This is a genomic window from Streptomyces sp. NPDC051172, from assembly GCF_040682555.1.
Classification (GTDB): Bacteria; Actinomycetota; Actinomycetes; order Streptomycetales; family Streptomycetaceae; genus Streptomyces.
In genome coordinates this window covers 1-12,563 of record NZ_JBFBBE010000109.1, presented here as the reverse complement: position 1 = coordinate 12,563, position 12,563 = coordinate 1, and the positions used below count along the sequence as shown (strand labels likewise).

Annotated in this window: 16 protein-coding genes and 1 pseudogene; 11 read left to right on the top strand and 6 right to left on the bottom strand. The window is 71.0% G+C overall.

The window, feature by feature from the left end; translation table 11 throughout:
* Window position 1 precedes the first annotated feature (1 nt).
* Window positions 2-658: a trimeric intracellular cation channel family protein gene (locus AB0N07_RS40160; RefSeq protein WP_365843984.1), complete on the top strand. Its 657-nt coding sequence runs from the start codon at window positions 2-4 to the stop codon at window positions 656-658.
* Here the strand turns inward: AB0N07_RS40160 and AB0N07_RS40155 are convergent.
* Entirely contained in the window at window positions 567-1,790 is a 1,224-nt protein-coding gene (locus AB0N07_RS40155; protein ID WP_365843982.1) for an alpha/beta hydrolase-fold protein, read from the bottom strand. The two genes, AB0N07_RS40160 and AB0N07_RS40155, sit on opposite strands and share 92 nt — an antisense overlap.
* A gap of 164 nt (window positions 1,791-1,954) precedes the next feature.
* On the opposite strand from AB0N07_RS40155, the gene AB0N07_RS40150 reads away from it, so the two are divergent.
* Window positions 1,955-2,842: a thioesterase family protein gene (locus AB0N07_RS40150; RefSeq protein ID WP_365843980.1), complete on the top strand. Its 888-nt coding sequence runs from the start codon at window positions 1,955-1,957 to the stop codon at window positions 2,840-2,842.
* Between the two features lie 85 nt (window positions 2,843-2,927).
* Here the strand turns inward: AB0N07_RS40150 and AB0N07_RS40145 are convergent, their stop codons facing one another.
* Window positions 2,928-3,515 carry a TIGR03086 family metal-binding protein gene (locus tag AB0N07_RS40145; protein ID WP_365844016.1) on the bottom strand — a complete coding sequence of 196 codons (588 nt, stop codon included), beginning with the start codon at window positions 3,513-3,515 and terminating at the stop codon, window positions 2,928-2,930.
* A gap of 111 nt (window positions 3,516-3,626) precedes the next feature.
* On the opposite strand from AB0N07_RS40145, the gene AB0N07_RS40140 reads away from it, so the two are divergent.
* Complete coding sequence (locus AB0N07_RS40140; RefSeq protein WP_365843978.1) at window positions 3,627-4,604, top strand: YafY family protein; 978 nt, start codon at window positions 3,627-3,629, stop codon at window positions 4,602-4,604.
* 161 nt (window positions 4,605-4,765) lie between these two features.
* Entirely contained in the window at window positions 4,766-5,137 is a 372-nt protein-coding gene (locus tag AB0N07_RS40135) for a hypothetical protein (protein WP_365843976.1), read from the top strand.
* A 23-nt stretch (window positions 5,138-5,160) separates the two neighbouring features.
* Here the strand turns inward: AB0N07_RS40135 and AB0N07_RS40130 are convergent, their stop codons facing one another.
* Window positions 5,161-5,787, bottom strand: coding sequence for a TetR family transcriptional regulator (locus tag AB0N07_RS40130; RefSeq protein ID WP_365843974.1), 627 nt, complete (start codon window positions 5,785-5,787; stop codon window positions 5,161-5,163).
* Window positions 5,788-5,933: 146 nt separating this feature from the next.
* On the opposite strand from AB0N07_RS40130, the gene AB0N07_RS40125 reads away from it, so the two are divergent.
* The 3 genes from AB0N07_RS40125 to AB0N07_RS40115 all read left to right on the top strand — a co-directional run bounded on the left by AB0N07_RS40125 (window position 5,934) and on the right by AB0N07_RS40115 (window position 7,719).
* Window positions 5,934-6,095 carry a hypothetical protein gene (locus tag AB0N07_RS40125; RefSeq protein WP_181922309.1) on the top strand — a complete coding sequence of 54 codons (162 nt, stop codon included), beginning with the start codon at window positions 5,934-5,936 and terminating at the stop codon, window positions 6,093-6,095.
* A 58-nt stretch (window positions 6,096-6,153) separates the two neighbouring features.
* Complete coding sequence (locus AB0N07_RS40120) at window positions 6,154-6,438, top strand: DUF4190 domain-containing protein (RefSeq protein WP_365843972.1); 285 nt, start codon at window positions 6,154-6,156, stop codon at window positions 6,436-6,438.
* Between the two features lie 117 nt (window positions 6,439-6,555).
* Complete coding sequence (locus AB0N07_RS40115; RefSeq protein ID WP_365843970.1) at window positions 6,556-7,719, top strand: cysteine desulfurase family protein; 1,164 nt, start codon at window positions 6,556-6,558, stop codon at window positions 7,717-7,719.
* 21 nt (window positions 7,720-7,740) lie between these two features.
* Here AB0N07_RS40115 and AB0N07_RS40110 read toward each other — a convergent pair whose 3' ends face one another.
* Window positions 7,741-8,442 carry an N-acetylmuramoyl-L-alanine amidase gene (locus AB0N07_RS40110; protein WP_365843967.1) on the bottom strand — a complete coding sequence of 234 codons (702 nt, stop codon included), beginning with the start codon at window positions 8,440-8,442 and terminating at the stop codon, window positions 7,741-7,743.
* A 60-nt stretch (window positions 8,443-8,502) separates the two neighbouring features.
* Here AB0N07_RS40110 and mnmA point away from each other — a divergent pair, with 60 nt between their 5' ends.
* Window positions 8,503-9,639: a tRNA 2-thiouridine(34) synthase MnmA gene (gene mnmA, locus AB0N07_RS40105; RefSeq protein WP_365843964.1), complete on the top strand. Its 1,137-nt coding sequence runs from the start codon at window positions 8,503-8,505 to the stop codon at window positions 9,637-9,639.
* 36 nt (window positions 9,640-9,675) lie between these two features.
* Window positions 9,676-9,965, top strand: a pseudogene (locus AB0N07_RS40100) (IS200/IS605 family accessory protein TnpB-related protein); the annotation flags it as partial.
* Window positions 9,966-9,984: 19 nt separating this feature from the next.
* Here the strand turns inward: AB0N07_RS40100 and AB0N07_RS40095 are convergent.
* Window positions 9,985-10,758, bottom strand: coding sequence for an alpha/beta hydrolase (locus tag AB0N07_RS40095; protein WP_365843962.1), 774 nt, complete (start codon window positions 10,756-10,758; stop codon window positions 9,985-9,987).
* Between the two features lie 59 nt (window positions 10,759-10,817).
* Entirely contained in the window at window positions 10,818-11,141 is a 324-nt protein-coding gene (locus tag AB0N07_RS40090) for a DUF427 domain-containing protein (RefSeq protein ID WP_365843960.1), read from the bottom strand.
* A 50-nt stretch (window positions 11,142-11,191) separates the two neighbouring features.
* Between AB0N07_RS40090 and AB0N07_RS40085 the strand changes: the two genes are divergently transcribed.
* Complete coding sequence (locus tag AB0N07_RS40085; protein ID WP_365843958.1) at window positions 11,192-11,731, top strand: TIGR00730 family Rossman fold protein; 540 nt, start codon at window positions 11,192-11,194, stop codon at window positions 11,729-11,731.
* 63 nt (window positions 11,732-11,794) lie between these two features.
* On the top strand, window positions 11,795-12,499 hold the full coding sequence (locus tag AB0N07_RS40080; RefSeq protein ID WP_365843956.1) for an SDR family oxidoreductase: 705 nt from the start codon (window positions 11,795-11,797) through the stop codon (window positions 12,497-12,499).
* Window positions 12,500-12,563 lie beyond the last annotated feature (64 nt).

The following is a 12,563-nucleotide window of genomic DNA, read 5'->3' as shown; positions in this document are numbered from 1 at the left end:
GGTGCTCCAGCAACTCTTCGGCCCCTCCGTCCAGCACACGCTCGACCTCATCGGCATCTTCGTGTTCGCCATCTCCGGCGCGCTGCTGGCCGTCCGCAAGAACTTCGACGTCTTCGGCATCGCCGTGCTCGCCGAGGTCACCGCGCTGGGCGGAGGGCTGTTCCGGGACCTGATCATCGGGGCGGTGCCCCCGGCCGCCTTCACGGACCTGGGCTACTTCATCACCCCGCTCCTCGCCGCCCTCATGGTCGTCTTCCTGCACCCGCACGTCGAGCGCATCCAGGTGGCCGTCAACGTCTTCGACGCGGCCGGCCTCGGTCTCTTCTGCGTCGCAGGGACGATCAAGGCGTACGAGTACGGTCTCGGCCTCACCCAGTCCGCGACCCTCGGCCTCGCCACCGCCGTCGGGGGCGGTGTGCTCAGGGACGTCCTCGCCAACGAGGTGCCGTCACTGCTGCGCTGGGACCGCGATCTGTACGCGGTCCCAGCGATCGTCGGCTCCACCATGGCCGTCCTGTGCATCCGCTACGACGCCCTGACCCCCTTCACCAGCGGACTCGCGGTCGTCACCGCCTTCGTGTTGCGCCTGCTTGCGATGAAGTACCACTGGCGAGCGCCGCGTGCGTGGAACCGCCGGTCGACTGTGCGGGAGGAGTAGCGTTCCGGGCCCGCAGGTGGTGCTGGCCCATCTCCAGGGAGAGCCAGCGGAACGACGGGACGACCTGCGGACGCCACAGCGCCATGGTGTGGCCACCCGCGCTCTTCGGGATGAAGACGACATGCACCGTCGTCGGCGCCTTCGCGATCTGTTCGAGGCCTACGCCGGCCTCGTAGCCGTCACGCGGCTGGCCGGAGACGTACAGAGCGATCCGGGGCGGCGTGGGCGACTTCTTCAGCAGCATGAAGGGGTTGTTCTCGGCCCGGACAGTCGGGTTCTGCGCGGCGAGGGAGTTGCGCTCGCCGATCGGGTCGTTGTAGCCGGACATGCTGATCGCGGCCATGTAGCGGTTCGGGTGCGCGACGGCCAGCTTGACCGCGCAGTGCGCCCCGGCCGAGTATCCGGCGGTCGCCCAGCCCTTGGGGGCCGGCTGCGCACGGAAGTTGTCCATGACCATTTTCGGCACGTCGATGCTGAGCCAGCTGTCGGCGTTGACCTGGCCCGGGATGTTCGCGCAGCCCGTGTCCACGCCGGCCAGCAGGTTGGTGCGCGGGGCGACCAGGATGAACGGTGCGACCTGTCCGCTGCGCATCAGCGGGGCCAGCTGCTGGGTCACCTTCATCGACCCGAACCACGCCTTCGCCGAGCCCGGGTAGCCGGGGAGCAGCTCGACCACGGGGAAGTTGTGGTTGCGGTAGGCGGGCTCGTCGTACTGCGGCGGCAGCCACACATAGACCTCGGCGTTCACGCCGGAGACGCGGCCCTTGAGCTCGGTCTGGCGCACGCCGCGCATGCCCGGGCCGGTGGCCGGGGTGAAGTCCTGCTTCACCTTGGGCAACTGTTTCAGCGCTATTCCGCCGGTGCCGTCGGCACCCAGGTTGGCCGCCTGCTGCACATGGTTGCCCGTGCCGAGCAGGTCGGCCCAGTTGTCGTAGAGGTTGTTCGCGTTGTTGATGAAGACGAAGACCAGCGCGACCGCCGTCCCCTGGGCGAACAGCAGCATCAACACCCGGGCCGCCATGCGCAGGGCTTTTGGCCCGCGCATCCGCGTCCACAGGACGAGCGGCAGTATCAGAGCGATCGCGAACAGCACGATCAGCGTGTAGAGGAACGGAGTCCCGGTGAGGCTCATGTCCCCATAGAGGGGGAGAGGCGCCTCGGGGTTGAGGACGAGTGCGGGCACTTACCAAGAAATTGCCGGAACCTCACCCGGGAGGGCGGCGGCCGAACGAATGTGTCATGCGCCCGTAACCTGAAAAGCTACCGCTTAGTAATTTCTCGTTGTACGGTTCAGGCATGTCAGAAGCAGCTTCCGTGCAGGCCACCAGGGCCGCCATCGGTGACAGCGAGTTCGACCGGGACACCGCGCTCGTCCTGCGCGCACCCGGCGTGTACGACATCGACCTCTCCGCCGGCTGGACCATCATCAACGCCGTCAACGGCGGCTATCTGCTGGCCGTCCTGGGCCGCGCGCTCGCGGACGTCCTGCCGCACGCCGACCCGTTCACGATCTCGGCGCACTATCTGACGGCGTCCCAGCCGGGCCCGGCGGTCGTCCGCGCCGACGTCGTCCGCACGGGCCGCACCCTGTCGACCGGCCAGGCCTCGCTCTTCCAGCACGACGACCAGGGCCGCGAGGTGGAACGCATCCGCGTCCTCGCCTCCTACGGCGACCTGGACGCTCTGCCGGACGACGTGCGCACGACGGCTGTCCCGCCGGCGTTCCCGCCCATGGACCAGTGCTTCGGCCCCCAGGACACTGCATCTGATATCCGACTACCGTCGGGTGGGGCTCCCGTCTCCGGCAGCTCGGCGATCGCCGACCGTCTGATGATCAGGATCGACCCGGCCACCCTCGGCTGGGCGGTCGGCGCACCGTCCGGCAAGGGCGAGATGCGCGCCTGGTTCGGTCTGGCGGACGGCCGGGACGCCGACCCGCTCTCCCTCCTCCTGGCGGTGGACGCACTGCCGCCCACCGCCTTCGAACTCGGCCTGAAGGGCTGGGTGCCCACGGTGGAGCTCACGGTCCACGTCCGCTCCCGCCCGGCCCCCGGCCCCCTCCGCGTCTCGATCACCACCCGCAACCTGGCCGGCGGCTTCCTGGAGGAGGACGCGGAGGTCTGGGACAGCAACGACCGCCTGGTGGCCCAGTCCCGCCAGCTGGCCCGCGTGAGGCTCGGCTGAGCGGGGCGCGCCTGGGGGCTGCCGCCCCCAGACCCCCGTTCGGCCTGAACGGCCTCGTCCTCAAACGCCGGACGGGCTGAAAGACTCAGGCCCGGCTCAGTGGTGCTCGTCCGAGCCAGGCTGCCAACTGCCGGTAGGTGTCGGCTCCTTCAGGGGCCGGCAGGACGTCGGCGAAGGGGGTCTGCTCGTCGCGCTGCGGTTCGGGCAGGACGCGGCGGGCGGTGGTGAGGGCGAACTCGGCCAGGTCCGGGTCGAGGTCCAGGGGGTGGCCGAGGGACTCGGAGAGGTCCCAGGTGTGGGTCACCAGTTCCATCACGTAGCCCGACAGGGCCGCGTGGCCCGGGACCTCGCCCCAGGGGACGCGCACCGGGGCCTGCATACGGTCGTCGCTCGCCCAGGCCTTGAGGACCCGGGTGCGGACCTCGTCGTACACGGCCGTCCAGTCGTCGTCGGCCACATCGTCCGTGAACGGGCGCACCGCGAGCCCGTCGCCGCCCTCGCCGACCACCGCGATGCGCAGGCTGCCGCCGACGATGTGACCGAGCAGGGTCCGCACGTCGAACTCGGTGCACGGGGTCGGGCCGGCCAGTTGCTCGGGACGTACCGTCTTGATGAGCGCCGCCGCCTGCTCGGTGGCGCGGGTGTACACGGGACGGGGGTCGATGGCGTTCATCGCGTTCATGGGGACCTCTCTCTGAAGGGCTCGGGTCAGAGAGTCGCCGCATAACCTGACAGTTTCCGTCAACATTTGCGGGCGACCTTCGCGCGGCGCGATTCTGGTGCCGTGAAGTCCGACCGACTGCTCTCGATCCTGCTGCTCCTGCAGACCCGCGGCCGTGTGCCCGCGCACGAACTCGCCGACCGGCTGGAGGTGTCGGTGCGGACCATCTACCGGGACGTCGAGGCCCTGTCCGCCTCCGGTGTCCCGGTCTACGCCGAGCGCGGGCGGCACGGCGGCATCGAGCTGCTCGCCGGGTTCCGTACGGACGTCACGGGCTTGACCGCCGACGAGTCCCGCGCCCTGTTCATCCTCGCCGCCCAGGGCGCGCACGCCGCGCTCGGCCTGGACGCGGCGCTCGGCTCGGCGCTGCGCAAGGTGATGGCCGCGCTGCCGGCGCCGTACCGCCCCGCCGCCGAGGTGACCTCCCGCCGCATCCTCGTCGACGCCACGCGCTGGAAGGGCGGTCCGCAGCCCGCCGTCGACCTGGACACCCTGCAGGACGCCGTCTTCGCCGACCGGCGGCTGCGGCTGCGCTACCGGCACAGCGGGGCACAGGAGGCGCGGACGTACACCGTCGACCCGTACGGGCTCGTGTCGAAGGCGGGCATCTGGTACCTCGTCGCCGACCGGCGCGGGAAACCGCAGCTCTTCCGCGCCGACCGGGTGCGGTCCGCCACCGTGCTGGACGACGGGGTGAAGCGGCGGCCGGGGGTCGAACTCGCCGATGTCTGGGAGGTGCTGCGCCGCCAGGTCGAGGAGCGGCCCGGCGGGCTCGACGTCACCGTCCGCGTCCGCCGCGACCGCCTCGACATGTTCCTGCGCCTGCACGCCTCGCAGCTCTCCGAACTGCCCGACGACGACGGCGAGGGCGAGTGGGTGACCGCGCGGCTCTCGTACGGCGTCGTCGGCCAGGCGCGCCAGCTGCTGCAGTTCGCCGACCACGTGGAGGTCCTCTCGCCGCCCGAGGTACGCGCGGAGCTGGCCGCCGCGGCCGCTTCTGTCACGGACCTGTACCAGCGAGTGGGCGAGAGCGGTCGGTGAAGCCGCAGGTCAGCGCGGCCTCTTGAGGTCCCCTTTGCCTGAGTCACAGGCGAGGGACAGACCGCCCCCAAGGAAGCCCTAAGCGCCGTTGATTGAGTTCCCGCACTCGAGGCTCCCTCATCTCCCTTCATCTCCCTTCATCTTCCTTGGAGTTGTTTCTCATGAAGCGCGTGCGTCTCGTCCCCGCAGTGGCTCTGCTGGCGCTCTCGCCTCTGGTCCTGGCGGCCTGCGGCTCGGGCGACTCGTCGTCGTCCTCGAACAGCGGCAACTCCGGGCAGCAGCAGGCCTGTCAGGCACCGACCGGCAACGCCTCCGGGCGCCCTGGCGGCGCCCCCTCTGGTGCTCCTTCGGGCGCGCCCACGGGCAACGCCACCGCCAGGCCGGCCGGCGCCCCCTCGGGCATGCCCAGCGGCGCGCCCAGCGCTCAGGGCGGTCCCGGCGGAGGCGGGCAGGGCGGCGGCTGTGGTCAGGGCGGCCCCGGCGGCGGTGCCGCGCCCAGCGGTGCTCCCACCGCTCAGGCCACGAAGAACTGACCGCCCCTGCGTACTGCCCGATCTCAGTCGAGCCAGTGGTGGCGCCCGATGCTGATCAGCCGCATCTGACGCGTCGCCACCTGCGCCACGCTCTCCCGGTCCGCCTCGGTGCCCTCCAGGGCCTCCAGGAACAGCGAGGCGGTGATCAGCATCTGGTCCACGTACAGATGGGCCAGCATGAGGAGGTCGTCGTCGCTCCAGCCCTCGGACTCCGGGTCCTTGGCGAGCTCGTCCCTCACCTCCTCGGCGAACCGGGCCAGTTGGTCCCGGATGGCGTCCCGCACCGGCTGCACCCCGCCGTGTCGCTCGCGGGCGATAAAACGGACATGAGCGGGGTACCCGTCCACATGGCCGGCGATCAACTCGATGGCGCGCGCTATGCGTTCCTCGCTGGAGTCGGCCGCGGACACCGTCGTCCGGATCATCGGGTGCAGGCTGCCCAGCGCCTCCTCGACCAGGGCCGTGCCGAGATCCGCGATGGAGCGGAAGTGGCGGTAGAAGGCGGTCGGGGCGACGCCCACGGCGCGCGTGACCTCGCGCAGGCCCAGACTGCTCAGGCTCTGCTCCTCCAGCAGACCGAGTGCCGCGTCCAGGAGTGCCTGACGGGTCTTCTGCTTCTGGGCCTGCCGGATGCCGAGGGTGTGACTCATGTCATCCAGTTAACAACTGTTCTCCGGATTTGAAAAGCCGTCAGGCGCGCTAGACTCTGGAGTCAGTGAACAAGTGTTACTACAACCGTTCACCGAAACTTAACCAGAGGCGCCCTCCCGGGGCGCACGGAGGGGGATCGAATCCCATGCTGTTCCTCGTCGCCGCACTCATGCTGCTCGGCGTCGTCCTGGGCACCGTGGCCCACGCGCCGCTGACCGTCACCGCTCTCGTGGCCGTCGGCATCGCCGTCTGGCTCGGCATCTTCGCCGCCCGCGAGCGCCACAGCCGCCGCACCTCGGCCAACTGACCGCCGAGTCGACCGCCCGACCCGACTTCCGACCTTCTGCTTCCTGGAGCTGAGCACGATGCAACTCACCGCCCCGGCCGCGAGCCGTACCGACACCACCACCCGCAAGCCCGCCCGCGACGCCGACGGCATGGCCGTCGCGTCCTTCATCCTCGGCCTTCTCGGCCTCCTCGTGCTGAACATCTTCCTCGGCCCCGTCGCCATCGTCCTGGCCGCCGTCGCCCTCTGGTGCGGCACCACCCGCCGGGGCCGCGCGTACCTGGGCATGGCCCTGGGTGTGGCCGACCTGGCGGTCCTGGTGATCGCCATGCAGCTGTCCAACACCGTCTCGTGGAGCCTGTGAGCCCGAGGCACACCATGACGAACGGCCGACCTCCCCGAGGACGACGGGGCCCGGTCGCCGAGCCGCCCGGTCCGGACGTACGGCCGACGACGGGGGCCCCGTAGAATCGGCCCCACCATGGCTTACCTCGACCACGCCGCGACCACCCCGATGCTCCCCGAGGCAGTCGAGGCGATGACCGCCCAGCTGAGCGTCACGGGCAACGCCTCCTCCCTCCATGCCTCCGGCCGGCAGGCCCGCCGTACCGTCGAGGAGGCCCGCGAGACCCTTGCGGAAGCGCTCGGCGCCCGCCCCAGCGAGGTCGTTCTCACCTCCGGCGGCACCGAGGCCGACAACCTCGCCGTGAAGGGCCTGTACTGGTCCCGCCGCGACGCCGATCCGGCCCGCACCCGCGTCCTCGCCAGCCCCGTCGAGCACCACGCCGTCCTCGACGCCGTGCACTGGCTCGGCGAACACGAGGGCGCCACCGTCGAGTACCTCCCGGTCGACCCGTACGGACGGGTCCATCCCGAGGCGCTGCGCGAGGCGATCGTCCGCAACCCCGACGACGTGGCCCTGGCCACCGTGATGTGGGCGAACAACGAGATCGGCACGGTCATGCCGGTCCGTGAACTCGCCGACGTGGCACGGGAGTTCGACATCCCACTGCACGCCGACGCGGTCCAGGCCTTCGGGCAGGTCCCGGTCGACTTCGCCGCCTCGGGACTCGCCGCGATGACGGTCTCCGGGCACAAGATCGGCGGTCCGTACGGCATCGGTGCGCTGGTCCTCGGCCGCGAGTACACCCCCGTGCCGGTCCTGCACGGCGGCGGCCAGGAGCGCCATGTCCGCTCCGGCACTCTCGACGTCCCCGCCGTCGCCTCCTTCGCGGTGGCCGGACGCCTCGCCGCCGAGCAGCGCGAGTGGTTCGAGCGGGAGATCGGCGTCCTGCGCGACAGCCTGGTCGAGGCCGTTCGCACGGCGGTTCCGGACGCGATCCTGGGCGGGGACCCGGTGGACCGCCTCCCGGCCAACGCCCACTTCACCTTCCCGGGCTGCGAGGGCGACTCCCTGCTGCTGCTCCTCGACGCCCAGGGCATCGAGTGCTCCACCGGCTCCGCCTGCACCGCGGGCGTCGCCCAGCCGAGTCACGTCCTGCTGGCCACCGGCACCGACCCCGACCTGGCCCGCGGCACCCTGCGCTTCTCCCTCGGCCACACCTCCACGGAGGCCGACGTCGAGGCCCTGGCGAAGGCGATCGGCCCGGCGGTCGAGCGGGCGCGGGCGGCCGGGCTCACCTGAGAAAACGACTTCGTAGGTCCGCTACGACTTCGGTGTCTTCGCCGCCCGCGCGAGCCCCATGTACCGGTCCCAGTCCCAGTCCCAGTACCGCCCCGGATCGGTGTGGTCCGTCCCCGGCACCTCCACATGCCCGATGATGTGCTCCCGGTCGACGGGTATGCCGTACCGCTTGCAGATCCCCGCCGTCAGCCGCGCCGAGGAGGCGTACATCGCGTCCCTGAAGGACGATCCGTTCTCCACGAAGCCCTCGTGCTCGATGCCGACACCGCGTTCGTTGTACTCGCGGTTGCCCGCCTGGAACGCCACGTCCAGCTCGCGGATCATCTGGGTGACGTGCCCGTCCTTGCGGACTATGTAGTGGGCCGCGGCCTTGTGGTCCGGATCCTGGAAGGCCTTGACCGCGCTTGCGAAGCCGCCCTGGGTGACATGGATGATCACGCGGTCCATCGAGTAGTCGTCCGGCCGGTCGGCCCGCCGGTAGTTCGCGGGCGAGGCCGCCACCCTCCCCCACTCTCGGCTTCGCTCGAGCGGGGGGACCCCCATCGCACCCCGGAAGTCGACCGCACCCGGGGTGCGCGGCTTCTCCACCCCCGGCAGCCGCCACCACAGGTGCGACAGTTCCTCGCGCGCCGGCACCGCCGCGCCGACCGCGGCCGCCGCCCCGCCCACCAGCAGCGCACGGCGCCCGATCCGCCGGTCCGAGTCACTCCTGCCCGCCCCCATGCGATCACCAACGGATACTCGTGGGCTCCGGTTCCCGCGTCCCCGTACTCTTGAAGGGCTATGACTGACATCTCGCAGCGCCCCCGCCCCCTTCGCGTACTCGCCGCCATGTCCGGCGGAGTGGACTCCGCCGTCGCCGCCGCCCGCGCCGCGGAGGCCGGTCACGACGTCACCGGCGTCCACCTCGCGCTCTCCGCGAACCCGCAGTCCTTCCGCACGGGCGCGCGTGGCTGTTGCACCATCGAGGACTCGCGGGACGCCCGCCGCGCCGCCGACGTCATCGGCATCCCGTTCTACGTCTGGGACCTCGCCGACCGCTTCCGCGAGGACGTGGTCGAGGACTTCATCGCCGAGTACGAGGCCGGCCGCACCCCGAACCCGTGCCTGCGCTGCAACGAGAAGATCAAGTTCGCGGCCCTGCTGGACAAGGCCCTCGCGCTCGGCTTCGACGCCGTCTGCACCGGCCACTACGCCCAGGTGATCGTGAACGAGGACGGCACCCGCGAGCTGCACCGCGCCTCCGACATGGCCAAGGACCAGTCGTACGTCCTCGGGGTCCTGGACGAGAAGCAGCTGGCGCACGCCCTCTTCCCGCTCGGCGACACCGTGACGACCAAGGACGAGATCCGCGCCGAGGCCGAGCGTCGCGGCCTCGCGGTCGCGAAGAAGCCCGACTCGCACGACATCTGCTTCATCGCCGACGGCGACACCCAGGGGTTCCTGGCGAACCGGCTCGGCAAGGCCGAGGGCGACATCGTCGACGAGTCCGGCGCCAAGCTGGGCACCCACGAGGGCGCGTACGGCTTCACCATCGGCCAGCGCAAGGGCCTGCGCATCGGCACCCCCGCACCGGACGGCAAGCCGCGCTACGTCCTGGACATCTCGCCGGTGGACAACACGGTGACGGTCGGCTCGGCCGACGCCCTGGACGTCACCGCCCTGACCGCGATCAAGCCCCGCTGGTGCGGCACCGCCCCCTCCGGCCCCGGCAGCTACACCGCCCAGCTGCGCGCCCACGGCGGCGAGACCGAGGTCACCGCCGAACCGGTCGACGGCATCCTGGAGGTCTCCTTCGCGGAGCCCGTCCGCGGGGTCGCCCCCGGCCAGGCGATCGTGCTGTACGACGGCACGCGCGTGGTGGGCTCGGCGACGATCGCCACGACCACGCGCGCGAGGACGACGACTTCCGTCGCCTGACCGCCTCCGGAAAGGCGCCCAGAGCTCGAACCGGCTGACACCAACGCCGACCCCCTCGCCGCCCGACGCCTCGACGAGCACGGCAACCCCGTCGGCGAACCCCTCCGGTTCGGCCACGACCTGACCGGCACGGCCGACCCTCGTGACGCGCAGGTCCGGCACGCGCCGATCCGCGTGCTGCTCTTCCACGCTCGGGAGAAGCACGGAAGGCGGAAGCAGTTCCGGAAGCTGATCTCCGGCATGCCGGTGGCCAGGCTGCGCTCACGACTGTTCTGGGGCACCCGATCCGGCGACGGACGGCACCGCCCCCTGCTCACCGGAGCGATGAGCTGGGAGCGTGCCCACCTAGAAGAACTCCGCCAGCGCCGGCGCGAGGACGTTCGGATCCACCATGTGGGTCTGTCCCTCCAGGATCCGGTACGTTCCCTGGGGTGCGGTTTCGGCCACCGCCCGGGCGGCCTCGCGCATCCAGGCAGGGCTCGCGCTGCCCGCGAGGGACAGAACGGGCACATCGATCCCGGCCAGCCGCTCCAGCGGCACCAGACCGTCTCCCATCACGGCGTTGTCGTACGCAAGGCTCGGCGCGATCGCCTCCATGCCGGACCACATGGGGGAGTTGCGGGCGCTCTGGATCATCTCCTCGGCCAGCCCGGTGAGCCTGAGGAACAGCTCGACCGCGTCCCCGCGCCGACCCTGCCCGAGCGCCTCCTCGAGCCGCTCGGTGTACTCGGCACGCTCCTTGGCGCCGCCCTCGTACACCGCGAACGGCACCTCGTACACCGCGACCCGGCGGACCGGCAGCCCGCTCGCCGCCGCCTCCAGGACCAGCGCGCCGCCCGAGGAGATGCCGTACAACGAGGCCTCGCCGCCCACCGCGTCGATGAGCGCGGCGAGATCCTCGACCTCGCGGGCCACCGCGTACGGCAGGGTGTCGCCGCTCCCGCCGCGGCCCCGGCGGTCGTAGGAGACGACGCTGAAACGACCGGCGAGCGGCCCGGCGAGGGGCGCCACGGTGGCGCCCGTCGACATCGCTCCGCTGACGAGGATGACCGCGGGCCCCTCCCCGGTGCGTTGATAGGCGAGAGAGGTGCCGTCGTGCGAAATGGTCTTCTTGTCCATGCCTGTGGAGACTGCCCCAAGGCAGGGAAATAATCGCCCTTACGCGCTGAAGACCTCGCTCACGACACCTCGACTTCGTAGAAGCAGAGGTGGTCCTTGATCTGGGCGACCTCGGGCTTGGGCTCGGGATAGGACCACACCAGGTCCGCCGCGTCCGGCAGCGACCAGTAGCTCGCGGTGCCCTTGAACGGGCAGTGGGTGTGGGTGTCGGACGGGGTCAGCAGATCGAGCCGTACGTCCTCGGCGGGGAGGTAGTACCGCGGCGGACAGCCCGTCTCCCTGAGGACGAGGGCCCGTTCGCTCTCCGCCAGGACCTGCTCGCCGTGCACCACGCGCACGTGCCGGTCGCTCTGCTCGATGGTGATCGTGTGTCCTTCGGTCATACCGGAAAAGCGTTCGCGGAGCCCCCTTTCTTCCCGCGTACGGTGAGGGCATGCGAATCTGCGTCTTCCTCTCCGCCGCCGACCTCGACGACCGCTACACGCGCCCCGCGCGCGACTTCGCGAAACTGCTGGGCAAGGGCGGGCACACACTGGTGTGGGGCGGTTCGGACGTCGGCCTGATGAAGGTGGTCGCCGACGGCGTGCAGGAGGCCGGAGGACGGCTGTGCGGGGTCTCCGTGGGCTTCCTGGCGGCCAAGGCGCGGCCGGGTACGGACGAGATGGTGATCGCCCGTGACCTCGCCGAGCGCAAGAGGCTGCTCCTGGAGAAGGCCGACGCGGTGGTCGTCATGGTCGGCGGGACGGGAACCCTGGACGAAGCCACCGAGATCCTTGAGCTGAAGAAGCACGGCCACACCGACAAGCCGGTCGTCCTGCTCAACACCGCGGGCTTCTACGACGGCCTCAAGGAGCAGTTCCGGCGCATGGAGGACGAGGGATTCCTGCCCCGGCCCCTCACCGACCTGGTGTTCTTCGCGGAGGAGCCGGTGGGTGCGCTGGCCTACCTGGAGGAGACCCAGGGCGTCGAGTGACGCGCGCATGAAGCGGGCGGCGGAACGGGGCGGGGCGTTGCGCGGACCCCCGCGGGTGCGAGCATGGCGGGCATGGCTACCCATGTGATCACCGGAGCCGGCTCCGGCATCGGCGCGGCCGTCGCCCGCCGCCTCCACGCGCGCGGGGACGAACTCGTCCTGCACGCGCGCGACGCGGGCCGCGCGAAGGAACTCGCGGCGGAGTTTCCCGGTGCGAGAACGCTGGTCGGCGACCTGGCCGACCCGGACAAGCTGTCCTGGGCCTTCTCGCACCAGACGCTGCCGGACCGGGTGGACTCCCTGCTCCACATCGCGGGTGTGGTCGATCTCGGGCCGGTCGGCGAGCTGACGCCCAAGACCTGGCGCCACCAGCTCAACGTCAACCTGATCGCCCCGGCCGAGCTGACCCGCCACTTCCTGCCCCAGCTCCGCGCCGCCCGCGGCCATGTGGTCTTCGTCAACTCCGGAGCGGGCCTGAACGCCCATGCCGACTGGTCCGCCTACGCGGCCTCGAAACACGGCCTGAAGGCACTGGCGGACTCGCTGCGCCAGGAGGAGCACGGCAACGGCGTCCGCGTCACGTCGGTCTATCCCGGCCGCACCGCCAGCCCCATGCAGGCCAAGGTCCACCAGCAGGAGGGCAAGGGCAAGGAGTACGACGCGTCGAAGTGGATCGACCCGGAGTCGGTCGCGACGACGATGTTGATGGCACTGGACCTGCCGCGGGATGCGGAGGTCAACGACCTGACGGTGCGCCCGGGGCGTTGATTTTTCAGCCCGTCCGGCGTTTGAGGACGAGGCCGTTCGGGCCGAAAGCGGGGGTCTGGGGGCG